The 20018-nt window shown below is 55.6% G+C and carries 17 protein-coding genes and 1 pseudogene; 8 read left to right on the top strand and 10 right to left on the bottom strand.

Going from position 1 to position 20018, the window contains the following annotated elements:
* Nucleotides 1–334: 334 nt before the first annotated feature.
* Nucleotides 335–676, bottom strand: a complete 342-nt coding sequence (locus K6R05_RS17085; protein WP_161733606.1) for a hypothetical protein — start codon at nt 674–676, stop codon at nt 335–337.
* A 583-nt stretch (nt 677–1259) separates the two neighbouring features.
* On the opposite strand from K6R05_RS17085, the gene K6R05_RS17090 reads away from it, so the two are divergent.
* From K6R05_RS17090 to K6R05_RS17100, 3 genes are all read left to right on the top strand, one after another.
* Nucleotides 1260–1919, top strand: a complete 660-nt coding sequence (locus K6R05_RS17090; RefSeq protein WP_003855687.1) for a response regulator — start codon at nt 1260–1262, stop codon at nt 1917–1919.
* A complete protein-coding gene (locus K6R05_RS17095) occupies nt 1916–3271 on the top strand; it encodes a sensor histidine kinase (RefSeq protein WP_222924713.1) in 1356 nt (451 codons plus the stop codon). Before K6R05_RS17090 ends, K6R05_RS17095 begins: the two co-directional genes overlap by 4 nt.
* A gap of 279 nt (nt 3272–3550) precedes the next feature.
* Nucleotides 3551–4417, top strand: a complete 867-nt coding sequence (locus K6R05_RS17100; RefSeq protein WP_222924714.1) for a nucleoside-specific channel-forming protein Tsx — start codon at nt 3551–3553, stop codon at nt 4415–4417.
* Between the two features lie 139 nt (nt 4418–4556).
* On the opposite strand, the gene yjdN is transcribed toward K6R05_RS17100, so the two are convergent.
* Nucleotides 4557–4994, bottom strand: coding sequence for a VOC family metalloprotein YjdN (gene yjdN, locus K6R05_RS17105; RefSeq protein WP_013359825.1), 438 nt, complete (start codon nt 4992–4994; stop codon nt 4557–4559).
* Between the two features lie 72 nt (nt 4995–5066).
* On the bottom strand, nt 5067–5963 hold the full coding sequence (locus tag K6R05_RS17110) for a LysR family transcriptional regulator (RefSeq protein WP_161733598.1): 897 nt from the start codon (nt 5961–5963) through the stop codon (nt 5067–5069).
* Between the two features lie 114 nt (nt 5964–6077).
* Here K6R05_RS17110 and K6R05_RS17115 point away from each other — a divergent pair, with 114 nt between their 5' ends.
* From K6R05_RS17115 to abgT, 3 genes are all read left to right on the top strand, one after another.
* Nucleotides 6078–7391: an amidohydrolase gene (locus K6R05_RS17115; RefSeq protein ID WP_222924715.1), complete on the top strand. Its 1314-nt coding sequence runs from the start codon at nt 6078–6080 to the stop codon at nt 7389–7391.
* On the top strand, nt 7388–8830 hold the full coding sequence (locus K6R05_RS17120; RefSeq protein WP_222924716.1) for a M20 family metallopeptidase: 1443 nt from the start codon (nt 7388–7390) through the stop codon (nt 8828–8830). The genes K6R05_RS17115 and K6R05_RS17120 overlap by 4 nt, the downstream gene beginning before the upstream one ends.
* 160 nt (nt 8831–8990) lie before the next feature.
* Nucleotides 8991–10508 (top strand): p-aminobenzoyl-glutamate transporter, encoded by a 1518-nt coding sequence (gene abgT, locus K6R05_RS17125; protein WP_222924717.1) that lies wholly within the window; start codon nt 8991–8993, stop codon nt 10506–10508.
* 81 nt (nt 10509–10589) lie between these two features.
* Here abgT and nadS read toward each other — a convergent pair.
* Nucleotides 10590–10709 (bottom strand): annotated as a pseudogene (gene nadS, locus K6R05_RS17130) (NadS family protein); the annotation flags it as partial.
* Between the two features lie 377 nt (nt 10710–11086).
* Here nadS and K6R05_RS17135 point away from each other — a divergent pair.
* Nucleotides 11087–12496 carry an MFS transporter gene (locus K6R05_RS17135; protein WP_161733590.1) on the top strand — a complete coding sequence of 470 codons (1410 nt, stop codon included), beginning with the start codon at nt 11087–11089 and terminating at the stop codon, nt 12494–12496.
* A 46-nt stretch (nt 12497–12542) separates the two neighbouring features.
* Here the strand turns inward: K6R05_RS17135 and K6R05_RS17140 are convergent, their stop codons facing one another.
* Genes K6R05_RS17140 through K6R05_RS17150 form a run of 3 tightly spaced genes read right to left on the bottom strand, consistent with a single transcriptional unit; the run spans nt 12543 to nt 16385 of the window.
* Nucleotides 12543–13853 carry a c-type cytochrome gene (locus K6R05_RS17140; RefSeq protein ID WP_161733588.1) on the bottom strand — a complete coding sequence of 437 codons (1311 nt, stop codon included), beginning with the start codon at nt 13851–13853 and terminating at the stop codon, nt 12543–12545.
* 10 nt (nt 13854–13863) lie between these two features.
* Nucleotides 13864–15648: a GMC family oxidoreductase gene (locus K6R05_RS17145; protein WP_161733586.1), complete on the bottom strand. Its 1785-nt coding sequence runs from the start codon at nt 15646–15648 to the stop codon at nt 13864–13866.
* 2 nt (nt 15649–15650) lie between these two features.
* Complete coding sequence (locus K6R05_RS17150) at nt 15651–16385, bottom strand: gluconate 2-dehydrogenase subunit 3 family protein (RefSeq protein ID WP_161733584.1); 735 nt, start codon at nt 16383–16385, stop codon at nt 15651–15653.
* A gap of 275 nt (nt 16386–16660) precedes the next feature.
* Here K6R05_RS17150 and sbmA point away from each other — a divergent pair, with 275 nt between their 5' ends.
* Nucleotides 16661–17902: a peptide antibiotic transporter SbmA gene (gene sbmA, locus K6R05_RS17155; RefSeq protein ID WP_161733582.1), complete on the top strand. Its 1242-nt coding sequence runs from the start codon at nt 16661–16663 to the stop codon at nt 17900–17902.
* A gap of 47 nt (nt 17903–17949) precedes the next feature.
* On the opposite strand, the gene K6R05_RS17160 is transcribed toward sbmA, so the two are convergent.
* From K6R05_RS17160 to yncE, 3 genes are all read right to left on the bottom strand, one after another.
* Entirely contained in the window at nt 17950–18249 is a 300-nt protein-coding gene (locus K6R05_RS17160; RefSeq protein ID WP_161733580.1) for a helix-turn-helix domain-containing protein, read from the bottom strand.
* A complete protein-coding gene (locus K6R05_RS17165; RefSeq protein ID WP_022625232.1) occupies nt 18242–18595 on the bottom strand; it encodes a type II toxin-antitoxin system RelE/ParE family toxin in 354 nt (117 codons plus the stop codon). Before K6R05_RS17165 ends, K6R05_RS17160 begins: the two co-directional genes overlap by 8 nt.
* 210 nt (nt 18596–18805) lie before the next feature.
* Entirely contained in the window at nt 18806–19858 is a 1053-nt protein-coding gene (gene yncE, locus K6R05_RS17170; RefSeq protein WP_161733578.1) for a 7-bladed beta-propeller protein YncE, read from the bottom strand.
* Nucleotides 19859–20018 lie beyond the last annotated feature (160 nt).

Here is a 20018-nt window from a genome sequence, read left to right on the forward strand (position 1 = left end):
AAATGTATTAGCCTCCTGCTCTACTGATTTTGTTAAATAATCACAGGGGCCGAAGCCCCTGCAGATTTAATATCCACGCTTAAGTTTTTTTACTGCTGCCAGATGTACTGAAAAACCATGAACACAAAGAAATGGCAGTTTTAACAAACGTAGTCAATGTAGCGATTGTAACCACCATTTTTGATGCATTTTCTGGCATAGCATACCAGCCTATATAGGAGACGCCTGCGCCACTCAAAAACATTGCGCCTACTAATATGCTGCTTAGTATAGATAGATAACAGACTATTTTTTGCATAAGACCCTCAGCTGTCATTAGTCGTGGAGACTAACTTCACCAGGTACATTGCCCACCAAAACTATTCCCAGCATTGCTGTTTCCAGAATTATTAAAACATGAACCGATACCACCCCCAATGGCACTTGCCACAGCTGAGCCCGGCCCACCTGCTGAACCAGCAATCATCCCGCCCAGAATACCATTGAGGCAGTCCGCAATTTCAGGATGAGCAGCCACGACCTGTACTACGCCATTACTCGGCCCAAATAGATTACTGGAACCACCCGACTTATTACCATGCTGGCTAGCATGAGAAGACGCTCCGGCATAAGCAGGGTCATATGCACCGCTTGCACCAGTAACTAAAAGCCATTGATTATTTTCTAAGTTCTTCATTTAACAAACTCCTTCTGTTCTTTATCTATTGATAGCAAACTCTATTGCCAGCACGTTTATATCAATTGATATTCCTATGAGCAAATAGTTATTATCCTTGCCGAAATTTAGAAAAACGAATCATATCAAACAGATTGACAGAAAAATATAGTTATGAGATTTTTTATGCTTATTAGTCTTAATAAACTTTTTAATATTTATGTGATTTTGTGACAGTTAGCACAATTCATTCGCAGAGTTAATTTTCATTGCATAATTTTAACATTTCCTATTCATTGTCAGATTAGCGGAAGTGAAGCCTCTATCGAATAACAATTATTTTTAACACGTATTATTCATATAATGGTGTAGTTACATAATTCCTGCAGATTCAGGATAGCGTTTACTTATTCCTGAAAGCATCAACATTTTCACCCCTAAGCCATTAGTTTTATTCTCGTTTAATTTGAAGAATGCGGGTAGGGTTCTGATTGAGCACTGCAGATGCAGCCAACGCCGCCACAGCGCGAAGTATGACGGCGGATAATTCTGGCCTAACAATTGGTGAGTAAACTCTCTCTTATCTTTATGAAGGAGATCAGCCATGCGCGTGTTACTGGTTGAAGATGATGAAATGATCGGCGCGAACCTGCAACAGGCACTGCAGGGCGCGGGCTGGTCAGTAGATTGGGTGCGCGATGGCGTTTATGCCCAGAATGCCTGGAGCGAAGGCGGCTACAGCTGCGTGCTGCTCGATCTCGGCTTACCGCGCGATGACGGTCTGCAGGTTCTGCGCCGGGCGCGCGGGCGCGGCGACGCGACGCCGGTGCTGATTCTTACCGCACGCGACACCGTGGCGCAGCGGATACAGGGACTCGACAGCGGTGCGGACGACTACCTGCTTAAACCGTTCGATCTCCAGGAAGTCATGGCCCGGATGCGTGCCATTACGCGACGCAGCCACGGCGCAGCAGACTCGGTGCTGGGCAGCGGCGATGTCCAGCTGGATATGATGACCCGCGAGGTACTCTACAAAGGCCAGCGCGAGCAGCTGACGGCGCGGGAATATGCCCTGCTCTACGCGCTGCTGGAGCGGCCAGGTGCGATCTTGTCGCGCGAACAGCTGGAAAACCGTATCTACGGCTGGGGCGATGAGGTCAGCAGCAATGCAGTAGATGTGCTGATCCACGGCATGCGTCGCAAGCTCGACAACGACGTGATCCGTAACGTGCGCGGGCTGGGCTGGCGGGTTCCGGCAATATGAAACCTTTCACCTTTATGCGGTCATTACGCAACAAACTTCTCTCTACGCTGCTGATCATTCATTTGCTGATGATAGGCGGCGTCACATGGTATTTCTTCAGCTGTTACGGCGATATGGTCGGCACAATGAAGGACGATCAGCTGGCGAAAATCGCTGATGCCTGGTCTACCAATAAACAGATGCCCGCCCTGATGCCGATGCTTATCGCGCCGGATAAAGCAAAGAGCGCCTTTGTAGTCCAGCTCTGGGACGATCAGGGCCAGTTGCGGGCCAGCTCATGGCCGGAGTTGCAGGCCCCGCTGCAAAATCAGCGCGGGTATCACGATGTGCATGTGGGTCAGTGCGACGACTGTGAATGGCGTATTTTTACCCGGCCCGGCATGCCCGGCAGCGAGATCAAAACCATCCAGGTGATGCACAACCTCAGCTACATGAAAGCCTCGATGGTTAAGCGGGCGCTGTCGGCGATCATTCCGATGATCCTGATGATGCCGCTGTCGCTGCTGGTGATCTGGCTGGTGGTGCGCAAGATCACCCGGGATCTGCAGGTCGCTTCACGTCAGATTGCGGCGCAGGAGACACATCATCCGCACAATGTTTCACCTGAGGGCTTACCGGATGAGATCCTGCCGCTGGTAGCCGCTTACAACTCGCTGCTGAGTAAGCTGCGTGACGCCTGGTCGTCGCAGCGTCAGTTCCTGGAAGATGCTGCCCATGAGCTGCGTACGCCGGTAACAGCGGTGACGTTACAGCTGGAAAACCTGCGTCAGCATATTCAGCCAGGCGAAGCGAGCCGTCAGTTCAGCCAGCTGGAAGCGGGCGTCACGCGCACCCGTCACCTGGTCACACAGTTACTCAATGTCTCACGCCAGGATGACCAGAGCGTGGTGTCCAGCGTGGAGCATATTGAACTGGAAGATCTGCTGAAAGAGAGCATTGAGCAGCTGATGGTGGTGGCGGACAAACGCGGCATTGATATCGGCTTTAATGGCTCCACGCAGTACCGTCTGCAGGCCAGCCGTTCTGAATTGCGCAGCCTGTTCGACAACCTGATTGGTAACGCTATGTTGCACACGCCGGAAGGCAGCCTGGTCGATGTGCTGCTGCATCGGGTGGCGGGCAAAACGGTGGTCGATATTGTCGATAACGGACCGGGCATGCCGGAATCCTTTATCGAACGCGCGTTCGACCGTTTTACCCGTTCGCCTGACGTTAAAGCCCAGGGCAGCGGGCTGGGACTCTCCATTGTGCGTAACGTCGCACAGAAACATCAGATCCACGTTGCCCTTACCAACTGCCTGACACCACAGGGTGCTGTTTGTGGTTTGCAGGTTCGCGTCACCCTTCCCTGATCCCGCCTGTTTGATCACGAACCAGACAACGTAAACGGTTGCCTGGTTCCGTTCGATCCACATCGTTATTGTGAAGTTCGTCACATTTTAGCTGAATTGTAATGCAACACTTTTTGACAAACGTGAGCAAAATCTATTTTCTATCGATCTGTTACAGGCACGCTACGCGGGCTGAAGAACGGGTTGTTATTCGCTGTGAAACCCTCATTCCCATCAAGGGACCGATTTCTCTCTGACTGCGTCTGGTGTGCGGCGGTCAAAAGCATGTGGCTGATAATAATGAAATATAAAACGTTGATAGCAGGTGCCGTGCTGGCATGTTCATTGAGTGGTGCTGCGCAGGCCGCTGAAAGCGATCCACAGTATGTCTCCGACTGGTGGCATCAGAGCGTGAACGTGGTAGGCAGCTACCACACGCGTTTCGGACCGCAATTTAATAACGACGTTTATCTGGAATATGAAGCGTTTGCGAAGAAAGAGTGGTTCGATTTCTACGGCTATCTGGACGTGCCTAACTTCTTCGGCGTGGGCAACAGCAATGCCAACGGCGTGTTCGACCACGGTTCACCGATGTTTATGGAGATTGAACCGCGCTTCTCTATCGATAAGCTAACCGGCACCAGCCTGGCCTTTGGCCCGTTCAAAGAGTGGTATTTCGCCAATAACTATATCTACGATATGGGCCGCAACAGCGACAACCGCCAGAATACCTGGTATATGGGTCTGGGCACCGATATCGATACGCACAGCGATGTCGGCCTGTCGCTGAACGTCTACGCCAAATATCAGTGGGAAAATTACGGCGCGGCAAACGAAAACAGCTGGGATGGCTATCGCTTCAAGGTGAAATACTTCGTGCCAATCACCACGCTGTGGGGCGGTAATCTGGGCTATGTGGGCTTCACCAACTTCGACTGGGGTTCTGACCTCAACGAGAAAGGCGGTTCATCACGCACCAGCAACTCTATCGCCTCCAGCCACATTCTGTCACTGGGTTACAATCACTGGCATATTTCTGCAGTGGCGCGTTACTTCCACAACGGCGGACAGTGGGCGGATGGTCAGGAGCTGAACTTCGGCAAAGGGCCATTTGAAGTGAAATCGACTGGCTGGGGTTACTACCTGGTAGCGGGTTATAACTTCTGATAATGATGACGGGCGGCTGAAAAAAACGCCCGTTGCACAGGAGAACTGGCCTGGGGCATTAACGCCTCCAGGCCAGCTCTCCTCCAGGCCAACTTTTGAGAGGCAGGTTTAGCCACTCAGTCCTGCATCTGAACGTCGTTTATTCCTGCGGCTTCTCAACGTTGATGCGCCATGGAATGTTGAACTTATCGATAAACATCGCGAATCCATTCGACCAGAATGTCTCCTGCCACTCAGTTGTCACCTTGCCGCCTGCCGACAGTTTCTCAAACCAGGCTTTACCCTTTTCGACATCAGTGGTGGAAAGGCTGACCGCATAACCGGCATGTTCAGACGCGGGCGGCTTCTCAGTATTGCCGTCGCTCAGCATCAGCTCACCGTCACCGATACGCAGCTGGGCATGCATGATCTTTTCTGGCGGCTGCGGCGCGGCAGACTGATCGCCGACCTGCTCACCCTGATCCGGCATATCACCAAATTTCATTTTAGAGAGCAGCTCTCCCCCGGTCGCCTGCAGATAAAAGTCGATAGCCTCTTCACAACGGCCATAGAGAAACAGATAAGGACTGACTTGCATCGTAACCTCTATTTGTCGGGTGGATTTTTACAGTACCTCTATAGTGTAGACGATCGACTTTACCCCCTGATTTCATTGACAATAACGCCGAAAGAGTTGTGCCATATAACTGCTCATCGGCGTCAGCGCGGTGTCTTTGCGCTGGATCAGATAGAAGATCGCTTTCGGTAAGGGCTCGTCGAGCGTCAGCGCCACCAGCGACCGGCCCAGAATCGGGTCGTCAATGACGTCGACCGACAGAATACTGATGAAATCGCTTTGCGCCACCAGGCTGGTGCAGGCCATAAAGGTTTCACAGGTCACCACGATTTTGGGTGCCATGCCGCGTTCACCAAACAGATCGTGCAACAAGCGGTAGTAACTGCCTTTAGGCGTTGGCATCGTCCAGTCCGCCTGCTGTAACTCCGCCAGAGAACGCGCCTTTTCCAGCGGATGGCCTTTGCGCACCACTACCTTGTACTCGCGCTCCATCATCCGCTCATACATCAGCTCCTGATCGAGATGGCTCTGATCGTAGGTATTAATGGTGAAATCGAGCGCCCCCTGACGCAGTTCATGCACCATCGACACCAGCTGGCCTTCAACGATGCGCACCTTCACCAGCGGGTATTCGCGATGAAACTGGTTAATCACCTGCGGCATAATGGTGCGCGCCACGCTGCCACCGACGCCGATATTCACCTGACCGCCACCCAGTCCCAGCCGCTGCTGAATATCCTCTTCGGCAACCCGCAGCTCTGCCAGCACCAGGCTGGCATGCCGAAAAAAGTTATCACCGATATCGGTTAACACTACGCCCTGCTGACGGCGGATAAACAGCTTTGCCCCCAGCTCGCGCTCCAGTTCCTGAATCGCTTTGGTTAACGCCGGTTGTGACAGCCCGGAAAGACGGCTTGCCGCCCGGATACTGCCCTGTCGCGCCACGTCAGTGAAGGCGCGCAGCTGATGGAGCTTGAGATTGGCAGACATAATTTTGCGATAACCGTTGTTTATCAGTCACAAGATATTCGCATCTTATGCCGGTCAATACCATTGTGTAGATTCGGAACAGTGCATAAAAAATCAACAACGAGGAGAGAGCCGATGAAACCCCTTTCAGACCACGTCAGCGCCCGGCTGCCACAGCTGCAACAGTGGCGTCGCGACTTCCATCACTATGCCGAATCGGGCTGGCTGGAGTTCCGCACCGCCACCTTAGTCGCTGAAGAGCTGCATAAGCTCGGTTATCAACTGAAGCTGGGCCGTGAGGTCATCGACGCTGACGCGCGGATGGGCTTGCCCGACGAGGCGGTGCTGAAGCAGCAGGAAGCGCGCGCGCTGCAACAGGGCGCGCTGCCGCAGTGGATCAGCCACTTCTCCGGCGGATTCTGCGGCATCGTGGCAACGCTCGAGACCGGCCGTCCCGGCCCGGTGATGGGCTTCCGCGTCGATATGGATGCCCTGGATCTCAACGAGAGCCAGGCTGACGATCATCTGCCGCAACGTGAAGGGTTCGCCTCCTGCAACGCAGGCATGATGCACGCCTGCGGGCATGACGGCCACACCACTATCGGGCTGGGTCTCGCCTCGGTGCTGATGGCGATGAAAGATCAGCTCAGCGGTACGATTAAACTGATCTTCCAGCCCGCCGAAGAGGGTGTGCGCGGCGCAAAAGCGATGGTGGCGGCGGGCGTGGTCGATGACGTTGATCGCTTCACCGCGATTCATATCGGCACCGGCGTACCGGCAGGCGAAGTGGTGTGCGGCAGCGACAGCTTCCTCGCCACTACCAAGCTGGATGTTCACTTTACCGGCGTCGGTGCCCATGCGGGCGGTCGTCCTGAAGAGGGGCGTAATGCCCTGCTGGCCGCCGCACAGGCAACGCTGGCGCTGCATGGTTTAACCCAGCACAGCGGCGGCGTGGCGCGGGTCAACGTGGGCGTGCTGCAGGCCGGAACCGGCCGTAACGTGGTGGCCGACTGCGCCCTGCTGAAAGTCGAAACCCGTGGCGTGACCAATCAGGTTAACGACGATATTTATCAGCAGGCGCTGCGGGTGATTGCCGGTGCAGCGGCGATGTATGGCGTTGAGCAGCAGGTTTCACTGATGGGTGCCGCGCGCAGCTGTACGCCGACGCAGCCGTGGGTCGATTTCATCCATCAGCAGGCAGACGCGCTCGGTATCTTCGACTCGGTGGTCGATCGTAAAGCGCAGGCGGCAGGGTCAGAAGATGCGACTTACATGATGGAGCGAGTCAAAGAGCGCGGCGGCCAGGCCTCTTACGTTATTTTTGGCTGCGCGCTGGCGGCGGGCCATCACAACGCGAAATTCGACTTTGACGAGCGGGTCATGCCGGACGCTATCACACTGCTGGCCACCCTGGCGCTGAACCAGGCGCAGTATAGGGGCTCACGATGATGGAAGACTTTATTGCCGACTATATCCATCGTCATCAGCTTCGTTTCAGCACGCTCAGCGACGCCATCTGGGACACACCGGAGACCCGCTTTGCCGAAACCCGCTCGTCAGCCCTGCTTTCTGATGCGCTGGCAGAAGAGGGATTCAGAGTGGAACGCGGCGTGGGTGGCATCGATACGGCGTTTATCGCCAGTGCGGGCAGCGGCAAGCCGGTGATTGCCATCCTTGGCGAGTTCGATGCGCTGGCGGGCCTGAGTCAGCAGGCGGGCTGCGCCCGGCCACAACCGCTGGAAGCCAACGGCAACGGCCATGGCTGCGGTCACAACCTGCTCGGCACGGCAGGTGTTGCAGCGGCCTGCGCCGTGAAAGCCTGGATGGAACAGCATCACACGGGTGGCACGGTGCGCTTTTACGGCTGCCCTGGCGAAGAGGGCGGTTCGGGCAAGACTTTTATGGTGCGCGAAGGGCTGTTTGACGACGTTGATGCCGCCGTGACCTGGCATCCGGAGGGGTTCAGCGGCATGTTCAATCTGCGCACCCTCGCCAATATTCAGGCGGCGTTCAGCTTCAAAGGGGTTGCGGCGCACGCGGCCAATTCTCCCCATCTGGGCCGAAGCGCCCTGGATGCCGTCACGCTGATGAATACCGGGGCCAATTTTCTGCGCGAGCATATTGTTCAGGAGGCACGTCTGCACTACGCCATCACCAACAGCGGCGGTGTATCGCCGAACGTGGTGCAGGCCGATGCGGAGGTGCTCTACCTGATCCGCGCCCCGGAACTGCCACAGGCGCAGGCGATTTATGAACGGGTGATCAATATCGCCAGGGGTGCAGCGCTGATGACCGACACCACGCTGACCGTACGTTTTGACAAAGCCTGCTCGGATTACGTGCCGAATCGCGCGCTGGAAGCGGTCATGGAGCGTTATTTGCATCAGTTTGGTTTGCCCGACTACAGCGACGAAGAGCGCGCGTTTGCGGCCGAACTGCGTGCCACCCTGACCGATGACGATCTGCGCAATGCCCGGCTCAATGTCGCCCGCACCGGTGGCGAAGCCGGGTATGCCTGGGCTGAACAGCTGGGCGACAAACTGTTTATGGATGAGGTTGCGCCCTATGCGGTCACGCGTGAGCTGCTTTATGGCTCCACCGATGTCGGCGATGTCAGCTGGGTAACGCCGACCGCACAGTGCTTTGCGCCCTGCTTTACCTTCGGCACGCCGCTGCACACCTGGCAACTGGTGGCGCAGGGTCGCACCAGTATCGGGCATAAGGGGATGTTTCTGGCGAGTAAAGTGATGGCGGCCACGGTGTTAACGCTGTTAACGGATCCGCAGGCACTGGCTGGCTGCAGGGCCGAGTTTGAACGGGTACGCGCCGCGCAGCCTTATATCTGCCCTATCCCGGCGGGGATCATACCCACAAAACTGGCCGAATGAGCCAACGGCCGTGTCTCTGACGCGGACCACTATAAAAAATAGTGCAAACACTTCCCTGATTCAGCGGAGCCGACTCTGAACTCACCGCCTGTTGTATATCACGACGGGCGTCAGACCGGGCCTCCACCGATAAGGGGAACACAAGACGAGAATCAATACCATGGAAGCAACATCCGGGAACCGCAGCCCTGGCCGGCTTTTCAGCTGGATCGAGCGTGTGGGCAATAAAGTACCCAACCCGTTTTTACTGTTTGTCTATTTGATTGTTGTTCTGATGGTGGCGACCGCCGTTATCAGCGCGCTGGACCTGGCGGTAAAAAACCCCAGCAACGGCGAAATTGTCCGGGTGAATAACCTGCTGAGCGTCGCAGGCATTCAGTGGATCCTGCCTAATATCATTAAGAACTTCAGCAGCTTTACCCCGCTGGGTTCGATTCTGGCGCTGGTGATTGGTGCCGGACTGGCAGAAAAGGTCGGCCTGCTCCAGTCGCTGATGGTGAAGATGGCGTCACGCGTCAGCCGCCGTTATGCCAGCTACATGGTGCTGTTTATCGCCTTTTTCAGCCATATCTCCTCGGATGCCGCGCTGGTGGTGATGCCGCCGCTGGGCGCACTGATCTTTCTGGCGGTGGGCCGTCATCCGGTGGCGGGCCTGCTGGCAGCTATTGCCGGTGTGGCCTCCGGCTTTACCGCCAACCTGCTGATTGTCACCACCGATGTGCTGCTCTCGGGCATCAGCACTGAAGCGGCTAAAGCGGTCAGCGACACGGTGCATGTCAGCGTCATCGATAACTGGTTCTTTATGGCCACGTCGGTGATTGTGCTGACGATTGTGGGCGCGCTGCTGACCGATAAATTTGTCGAGCCGCGACTGCCAAAGTGGCAGGGCAACGGCGAGAAGCTGGCGGCGCTGACGCCGCTTGAAAACCGCGGTCTGCGGGCTGCCGGGATCGCCGCGCTGCTGTTTATCGCCCTGATGGCGCTGCTGGTGGTGCCGGAACATGCGCCGCTGCGCAATCCCGCCACCGGCGCCATTATTCCCTCGCCTTTTATTCAGGGCATTGTGCCAATCATCATTCTGTTCTTCTTTGTGGTGGCGATTGCTTATGGCGTGGTCACCCGGCAGATCCGTCGTCCGGATGATATCCCGCAGCTGCTGGTCGATCCGATGAAGGGCATGGCGGGTTTTATCGTGATGGTGTTTCCGCTGTCGCAGTTCGTGGCGTTCTTCAACTGGAGCAACATGGGCAAATTCATGGCGATCGGGCTGACTGATGTGCTGGAGAGCGCAGGCGTCAGCGGCGCGCCCGCTTTTCTCGGCCTGATGTTCCTGTCGGCGTTTCTCTGCATGTTTATCGCCAGCGGTTCAGCCATCTGGTCGATTCTGGCGCCGGTCTTTGTGCCGATGTTTATGCTGCTCGGCTTCCATCCCGCCTTTGCCCAGATGATTTTCCGCATCGCCGACTCCGCCGTGCTGCCACTGGCACCGATGTCGCCGTTTCTGCCGCTGTTTCTCGCCTTTTTGCAGCGTTACCAGAAAGATGCGCAGCTCGGCACCTATTACGTGCTGATCTTCCCCTATCCGCTGGTGTTCTTTATCAGCTGGATAGTGCTGCTGCTGGTGTGGTATCTGCTGGGTCTGCCGATTGGACCCGGCGTCTGGCCGAAATTGCCTTAAGGCACCGTGCCACCGATGCGGGCATTATCGGTGGCGCTTTCTCGCTTTTCCGGCTGGCGGGATATCTGGGCATGGATTGAGTGCCCGGATAGTCTTCACGTCGGCCACCGCATAGCGGGTAACACGACCTGGCTCTTTGGCACCGTTTTTGATCTCCACAGCTTCTTTCAGCGATGCTTTAAGCTCGTCAAAAAAACTCACGTTACACCTCATCTTTCCCTGATTGTGTCGGCTTCTTCAGCTCAGCTTTTCTGCATCCATGAAGAAGAGGTAACAAAGCAAGGCTATGCTAGCGCAGTTACGTCATTTGCATCCATACGGGCCTGCTACCGCGTTACCGGGCTGAGAGACAGCTCTGAGTTTCATACAGATCCTGGCCTGATCACAACTGCCGGAGTTGATCTGCGATGAATGGCAAAACCTGCAACGTATGTTGCTAAATCGTCAGCAACGACGCTCTCGGCATTGGCGGATGAATTGACTATTCTGCTCTTTCTTCGCTTGCTAACGGTTAACTATTTTAATAAGCCTCCGACCGGCTGCGAGTCGTCTCCACACTGCCTGAGGTTCACGCTGACATGACCACCTCCTCCACCAGCCTGCCGCCGATGCACGCTTCATCGGCGGCCCGTAACAGCTTAGCCGCACGCGTTGATGCGCTGCCCTCCTCCGCCGGATTGTGGCGCTTTATTACGCTGCTGGCGCTGGGCGGCTTTTTTGAGCTTTATGATCTGTTTGAAACCGGCTACATCAGTACCGGCCTGCTGTCGGCCGGCGTATTTCACACGGGTGCGGCAGGCGTGCTGGGCTTCTCCGATCAGGCGGCCTTCGCCTCAGCCACTTTTCTCGGCCTGTTTTTCGGGGCCAGCCTGCTGGCCCCCTACGCTGACCGCTTTGGTCGCCGTCTCACCTTTATGTGTGCGCTGCTGTGGTATGGGCTGTTTTCGCTGCTGATGGCGTTCCAGCAGAGCGCGGAGATGATCATTCTGTTCCGCTTTCTGGTGGGGATCGGGCTGGGCGTCGAGCTGGTGACTATTGATACTTACCTGTCGGAATGGGTGCCGAGCCATCTGCGAAGCCGCGCTTTTGCCTTCTCCTTTTTCGTGCAGTTTTTGTCGGTGCCTGCGGTGGCGCTGATGTCCTGGTGGCTGATTCCGCAAACGCTGCTCAGTCTGGAAGGCTGGCGCTGGGTAGTGATCGCGGGCGCGGTCTGTTCGCTGGTGATCTGGCTGGTGCGCAGAAATCTGCCGGAGTCAGCACGCTGGCTGGCGCAGCAGGGTCGTCATCAGGAGGCACATGACGTGCTGTCGATGATGGAGCAACGCTGCGGCATCCCAGCCGGACCCGCGTTTTCAGCTGAGGATGCAGCGGCAAAACTGCCCAGAAAGGGACGCTTCAGCGAGATCTGGTCTCCTGCTTACCGCAAGCGCACTCTGATGCTGGTGGTGATGAATTTTTTTCAGGCAATCGGCTTTTTCGGCTTTGGTAACTGGCTGCCTGCGCTGTTGTCAGGCCGTGGAGCCACGGTGACGCACAGCCTGCTCTATGCTTTCTTCATCACCCTGGCCTATCCGCTGGGATCGCTGATTTGCAGCCGCTACGCTGACAAAATGGAGAATAAGTGGCAGATCGTCCTGTCGTCGCTGATGACGGTGGTGTTCGGTACGCTCTTTGCTTTCCAGACGCAGCCGGTATTGCTGATTCTGTGCGGCTTCCTGATCACCTGGTCCAACGCCTGGCTGACCTTCAGCTTCCACGCCTATCAGACCGAGATTTTCCCCACCCACATTCGGGCGCGGGCAGTCGGCTTCTGCTACTCCTTCAGCCGCCTCTCAACGGTCTTCAGCAGTATTCTCATCGGGATGATATTGCAGTACGCAGGAACGCCAGGTGTGATTACCTTTATCGTGCTGAGCATGGTGATGGTGATGCTGTCAGTAGGGATTTACGGGCCGAAAACGCGCGGAATCGATCTGGAGAATATCTAAAAGAAAAGGCCGTCATCCTGATGATGACGGCCTCTATTACTGCCGGTTATTTGCCTTCGAGTACGTTGATATCCGCACTGCCCAGCCGGTCTTTCTCATCTTTACGCAGCGCCGCGACCTGTTTCGCGCTGACCGGCTCCGACGCCTTGTTGCCCCAGCTGTTACGCACGAAGTTCACTACGTCTGCCACCTGCTGATCGTCAAGACGCCAGCCGAATGCTGGCATGGTAATCGTCGACGGCGCGCCATTGACGCCAGGCAACTGTCCGCCCACCAGCACGATATGAATCAGTGAGGTCGGATCGTCCGCCAGCACCACCGGATTACCGCGCAGCGCCGGATAGAAACGTTTATAACCGCTGCCATCGGTTTTATGGCACGCCGCACAGCTGTCGACGTAGGTGGCTGCACCCGTCGCACTGTCATCACCTTTCCACAACGCTTTGGCGGTGGCATCATCGACGCTGAAGGCTGCCTGATGCGGATCTTTTGCACCCAGCGACTTCAGATAGCGCGCAATGGCGGTGATATCGGCCTCGCTCAGGTGCTGCAGACTGTGTTCCACCACGTCGGTCATGCCACCGAAAGCAGCGGTGTGATCGTTGCGGCCATAGCGCAGGAACTGACGCAGGTCCTCTTCGCTCCAGCGTCCCAGCCCGTCACGGTTGTCACCGCGCAGGTTGCTGGCGGTCCAGCCATCAATCGGCGCGCTGCTACCCGCCAGATAGTCGCTGCCCTCCTCGTTGGTCAGCGCCTTCTCCTGCATGGTGATGCTGCGCGGCGTGTGACAGGCTCCACAGTGGCCCAGTCCTTCAACCAGATAGCGACCCCGCGCCAGCACCGGATCTTCCTGGGCGGCAGGCTGGAACGCTTTTACATCGGGCGCAAAAATGCCGCGCCAGATCGCCAGCGGCCAGCGCATCGACAGCGGCCAGGGAATGTCGCTCTCCCGGTTTGGCTGCTTAACCGCCGCAACGCCATGCATGAAATAGGCATAAAGCGCCTTCATATCCTCATCGCTGACCACCGCGTAGGAAGGAAATGGCATCGCCGGATAGAGCGTATCGCCATTTTTCGCCACGCCGTGACGCACCGCTTTCTGAAAGTCGTCGTAGCTGTATTCACCAATACCGGTGTCGCCATCGGGCGTGATGTTGGTGGAGTAGATGGTGCCAATCGGTGTTGCCATCGGCAGACCACCGGCAAACGCTGCGCCGCCTTTGCTGGTGTGGCAGGCCACACAGTCACCGGCGCGCGCCAGATACTCACCGCGTTTAACCAGATCGTCCTGGCTGCTATCCGCCAGTACGGCGAACGACAGGGAGCCAAGAATCAGAGCCAGAATGCCATTTTTCATCGCCATCTCCTTATGCCTGCACCAGTGGACCAGGGTTTTTCAGGTAGTGCTCGCGAATCGCTTTGGCTGACCAGTAGGTCAGCGCCGCCACCATGCCGGTCGGGTTATAACCCAGTCCCTGCGGGAAGGCGGATGCGCCCGGTACAAACACATTTGGCACATCCCAGCTTTGCAGATAACGGTTCACCGCACTGGTTTTGGGATCGTCTCCCATGATCGCCCCGCCACTGATGTGGGTGGTCTGATACACCGTAGAGTCAAAATGGGTGCCCGGCTTTTTCGCGCCGCCGATGATCATCTTCGGGTTCATCGCTTCGGCGATGTTGCGCATCTTACCGACCATAAACTGCGCCATCTTGATGTCGTTCTCCTGCCAGTCAAAGGTCATGCGCAGCAGCGGCTGTCCATAGGCATCTTTATAGTGAGGATCGAGATCGAGGTAGTTAGCGCGATAGGACTGGTGTGCGCCGTGCGCATCCATCGACAGGTGGTGGGTGTAAGTATCCGCCACCGCCGCTTTCCATTGGCTGCCCCAGTTAGGTGTGCCCGCTGGCACCGGCAGACCGGAGATCGGTTTGGTACCCGCCTGGTTGACCCAGAATGGCGAACCGCCGACAAAGCCCAGCGGCCCGTGGTCGAAGTTATCCGCATTGAAATCATCAATGCCGACGCCCGCGCCACCCGCACCGATGAACGGATTGGTGGTGGTGTTTTTATCAAACAGCGCCTTGAGCGTGGAGAGGTTCTGATAAGCGAAGTTGCGGCCTACGGTGCCTTCGTTAGTGATCGGATTGTACGGTTTACCGATGCCCGACAGCAGCATCAGATGCACATTATGGAACTGGAAGGCGGACAGGATCACCAGGTCAGCGGACTGGACCTGCTCGCGACCCTGCCCATCCACATAGGTCACGCCGGTCGCGCGCGTTTTGTCATCGCTGAGATTAACCCGCAGCACATAAGAGTTATTGCGCAGCTCGAACTTCGGCTCCTGACGCAGCGCGGGCAGGATGTTCACATTAGGCGACGCTTTGGAATACATGTAGCAGGCGTAGCCGCTGCAGTAACCGCAGAAGTTGCATGGCCCCATCTGCGCGCCATAGGTGTTGGTATAAGGGCCCGATGTGTTGGCGGACGGCAGATCGTAAGGATGATAGCCGACCGACTCAGCGGCCTGAGCAAACAGCTGCGCTGAATAAGTACGCTTCTGCGCGGGCAGCGGGAAGTTATCGGAGCGATCCGGCGCAAACGGGTTGCCGCCTTTATCTTTGCCGACCACCTTCCCCTTAATGCTCCAGGCGCTGCCGGAGGTGCCAAAGACTTTTTCTGCCTTGTCGAAGAACGGCTCAAGCTCATCGTAGCTGACGCCGAAATCCTGAATCGTCATGCCCTCCGGGATAAAGTTCTTACCATAGCGCTCTTCGTAATGGCTGCGCATCCGCAGTTCAACCGGATCGACACGGAAATGAACGCCGGACCAGTGCAGACCTGCGCCACCTGTGCCGGTGCCTGGCAGAAACGCCGCCAGCTGGCGATAGGGAACAGCCGTCTGCGAGGCGTCATGACGAATGGTTACGGTGCTTTTAGAGAGATCCTGGAACAGCTTTTTGCGAACGTTATAGGTCAGCTCATCAATGGACTGCGGATAGGAGCCATCAGGATAGGTATCGCGATGCGGTCCGCGCTCCAGCGCCAGCACGTGAAGGCCCGCTTCGGTCAGCTCTTTCGCCATAATCGCGCCTGCCCAGCCGAAGCCGACAATCACCGCATCCACTTTTTTCATTTCGTTAGCCATGCTTAGCTTCTCTCCCCGCGAATCGACACTGACGGGAACGGATACCGTTCGCCGCGCTCTACCCAGTCCATAAAGTCGGCGCGTGCGCCAGGGAAGTTAATCAGCTTCCAGCCGACCATGCCCTGATTCCCGCCGTGGATGGGATCGCTGAAGAAGCCTTCGCGTGTGTTCTGCAGCAGGAAGCTGAAGAAAACTTTTGCTGGCAGCTGGCTGAATTCCGCACTGCCACTCTCCATCGCCTGCAGTAAGGCATCCTGCTGCTCGCCGCTGAGCTCGGCGAACACCTTGCCGTGCTGCTTTTTACTGTAGTTGTCGGCATCGGCCAGCCCGAGACGGTAGATCTGCTGTGGCACCAGCGGCAACTGATAGCCCAGCTCTTTCGGCAGATCGGGATTAAACGGCCCCTGCATATACCAGTTCGAGCCTGTGGCATACGGCGTGTTCATCTGACGATCAATAAACTCCGGCACGCCGGCTTCCAGCGCACCCGGCCCGCGTTCATCACTGGGGATCAGACGCGCTACGGCGGCCGTGATAAAGGCGAACTCTTCGGCGGTGAACCAGTTCGGCTGGTAATCACGCGCCTGCTGTGGCGCGGCCGGGGTTTCAGCCGCCTGTGCGGCGAGCGGCAGAGAGAGCGCGCCCATCGCCGTGGAACCTACCGCCATTGCAGGCGCCAGGGTAATCGTCTTCAGCAAAAAATCCCTGCGTGAATGACCTTTTTTTTGTTCTGACATGACATTGCCTCATTCCCGCCCTATCCGGCGGTATGAAAAATAAATGGTTGCGTTGTAATGGTTTTTATCAGCAAATTCAGGGTAGCATCTGGCTTGTTACCGGTAACAAGCCAGCATATTGTAACACTGCCATTCACAAAGATTTAGTTCCACGAAACAAAACCGCACAATTTCATTAACATCTATCACCGTCCTGTCATGAGCAGAAACAACAGACTACAGACAGCGCCACGTCAAAAACGTTATAACAGGCAACACACAACAGCGGAGTGCCTATGTTTAAGTCTTTTTTTCCGCGGCCAGCGCTGTTTTTCAGCTCTGCGGCTGTCTGGAGCTTAGTAGCGATTTTTGCCTGGTTCGGCTTTGCCGCGCATCTGCCCGGCATGTGGCCGACTTTTGAAGCGGCAATGAAAGAACCTTTACCGACCACAGCGGCACGTTTTATCGCCGCGAGTCAGATTTGGTTTTATCTCTATTACTGGATCATGGTCGCCATTTTTGCCCTGGCCTGGCGGCTGATTGATGCACATCCGTGGCAACGCTGGTCAGTGTGGGGTTCCGCGCTGATTATCTTTGTCACCTGGTTTGGCGTGCAGGTGGGGGTGGCTATTAATGCCTGGTATGGTCCGTTCTATGATCTGATACAGAAAGCGCTGACCAAAGCGGGATCGGTGCAGATTGCCGAGTTTTACCATCAGGTTATCGCGTTTCTCGGCATTGCCTTAATTGCGGTGGTGATTGGCGTTCTCAACTCCTTCTTTATCAGCCACTGGGTTTTCCGCTGGCGTACCGCCATGAATAACTACTACATGCACAACTGGCAGCGGCTGCGTCATGTGGAAGGTGCCGCACAGCGTGTGCAGGAAGACACCATGCGGTTTGCAACGACGCTGGAAAACTGGGGTGTCAGTTTTATTCAGGCGATTATGACGCTGGTGGCGTTTTTGCCGGTACTGGTGGCGCTGTCACATCACGTAAAAGATATCCCGTTCCTCGGCAATATTCCTTACGCGCTGGTAATTGCCGCAGTGCTCTGGTCTGTATTCGGCACCGGCTTGCTGGCGCTGGTCGGAATTAAGCTGCCAGGGCTGGAGTTCCGTAATCAGCGGGTTGAAGCCGCCTACCGTAAAGAGCTGGTCTACGGCGAAGACAATGCCGATCGTGCACAACCGCAGACCGTACAGGAACTGTTTAGCCGGGTGCGGGTTAACTACTTCCGTCTCTACTTCCACTATCTCTACTTCAACATCACCCGCATTCTCTATCTGCAGGTCGATAACGTGTTTGGTCTGTTCCTGCTTTTCCCGTCGATTGTGGCAGGCACTATTACGCTGGGCTTACTTAACCAGATTACCAACGTGTTTGATCAGGTGCGTGGCTCGTTCCAGTATCTGATCGCCTCCTGGTCGACGCTGATCGAACTGATGTCGATCTACAAGCGTCTGCGCAGCTTTGAGCAGATTCTGGATGATGTACCCCATGATGAGATGAAGCGCGAGGCATCGGAAGAGGTGTAACGGGTTGGAAAGAGAGAAGCCACGTTAATGTGGCTTCTCTCATTTAATCACAGATCAAAAGCTATTCTTTTGCCTGTCGGCAATTTGACATCGATACTTATCTCGCCTCCCAGAGCCGTAACGTAACGCTTCAGCGTAGAAAGGCGGGGATCATTATCAGCCTGTTCCATTCTGGCGATAGTTGGCTGTTTCACACCCATTGCCTGCGCCATCTCTGTCTGTGACAGGTTAAGTTCTTCGCGCAACATGTGTAGCGCGATAGCCTGCCGCATTGCATCGACTTTTTTGGCAATGCGTTCGCGACTCTCCGGACTTTGATTTGCCATCAGCTCTTTTAAATTAGCCATTATCCCCTCCATTCAAATATTTGCGGAATTCAGCATCTGCCAATTTGATCATGTCTTTATAGAATTTCTTTTCCTTAACCCCGGTTTTATCGCCTGCACACAACACAATGCCACGGCGAGAAGGATCAAAAGCAAAGAAGGCCCGTATCGGTTTGCCTTGATGCTGTACTCTTAATTCTTTCATATTCGGAAAATCAGAGCCGTCTACGGTATCAGCAAACGGCCTCGCTAAATGCGGCCCATACTCAGACAGGATAACTATCGCGGCGAGCATATCCTCCTTCAGTTCCTCACTCTGAGCCTTAAACCACTCATCAAATCTTTTGGTTGTATCCACATCCCACATCGCAACATCGCTTATAGCGAATAAGCTATAAATGATGCTATAGCCTGTTCGCTATAAAGGCAAGTGTCTCGCGGGCCGCCAGGGCAAAAGGATATTCCAGACCTCAAACCGGCTTTGAAAATAAAAAAGCCACTCGTCAGAGTGGCTTTCTCGTTTACAAAGACCGGATGTAAAACAGCTTCAATACAGCAGTGTCCGGGACGTCACGCCTTACAGTGCAATACGCATCACGCTGTCAGGATTTTTTGGCGGCGCCTTACGCGAGCCAGGCTGTTTCACGCTGACATAAAGCACCTTGCCGTCTGCCGAGAGTGCCAGACTGTTAGGCAACGCCGGGGTTTTTACCGTGCGCTTCACCTTATAGCTGCTGGCGTCGATGATGCTGACTTCCCCCGCTTTGCGATGAGTAACATAAAGCTCATCGCGATCACCATTGAACAGCACCGCCAGCGATTCCGGCACATCAATCCGCTGAATCACCTGCTGATTACGCAGATCAACCACCAGCACCTGCGCCTGCTTTGAATCCGTCAGGAAAGCGCGTTGACCATGCGTATCCAGCGCAATGTTCAGGAAGAAGTGCTCTTTATCGCCGTCAATCTTCTGCTTCTTCTCAACCGCATTTGTACGTGCATTAATGGTTACCAGTTCGCCATCAGCATTAGTGACGTAGATCTTTTGCGCGTCGGCATCCACAGCCAGACCGGTGCCCATTTTGCCGGTATTCGGGATGGTGCTGACAAGTTTCATCGTGCTGCCATCCACCACCCAGACCACGCTCTGCGGTCCCAGTCCGGTGATATACACCCGGTTAGTTTTCGCATCAACCGCCACCTGGCGTGGCTGCAGCGGACGCACGGCCTCACTGCGCGGACGGCTATCCAGCACCAGCGTATTCAGTACCTTGCCGCTACTGGCGTCGATAGCGGTCACCGAACCGTTTACGGTGTTACCGATATAAAGCACGTTGGTTTGGGGGTTGATCGCCGCACCAAACGATTTCAGCTCAGTGTGGATTGCCTGCTGCACCCCCAGCGTCGCCGGGTCGAGACGGAAAACCGTGCCGCCGTTACCGCTGCTGTTCTGCGCTGTCGCCACGAACAGCGCGTTGTCTTTCGGGCTGACCGCCAGTTCATAAACACCTTTACCCACTGACTGATTAAGATCCGCCGCCTGCGCTGCCAGCCATCCAGAGGCAGAGAACAGGGCCGTAGCCAGTAACAGCGGACGCAGGGTCCGGCGCGTAATGGTAATCGCTTTCATAACTTCTCCAGAGTTAATTCACTGCAGACGCAGTGATAAGAAAGCCCAACATTGCAACCAGAAAGGCCTGACACACAGGCTGATTTACTTTTTTTGAGAATGATAATTATTTATGAAGGAAAGGGACAGGATTATTCGCGGAGAAACGAAGCCAGGACGC

This window comes from Pantoea alfalfae (assembly GCF_019880205.1).
Lineage (GTDB): Bacteria > Pseudomonadota > Gammaproteobacteria > Enterobacterales > Enterobacteriaceae > Pantoea > Pantoea alfalfae.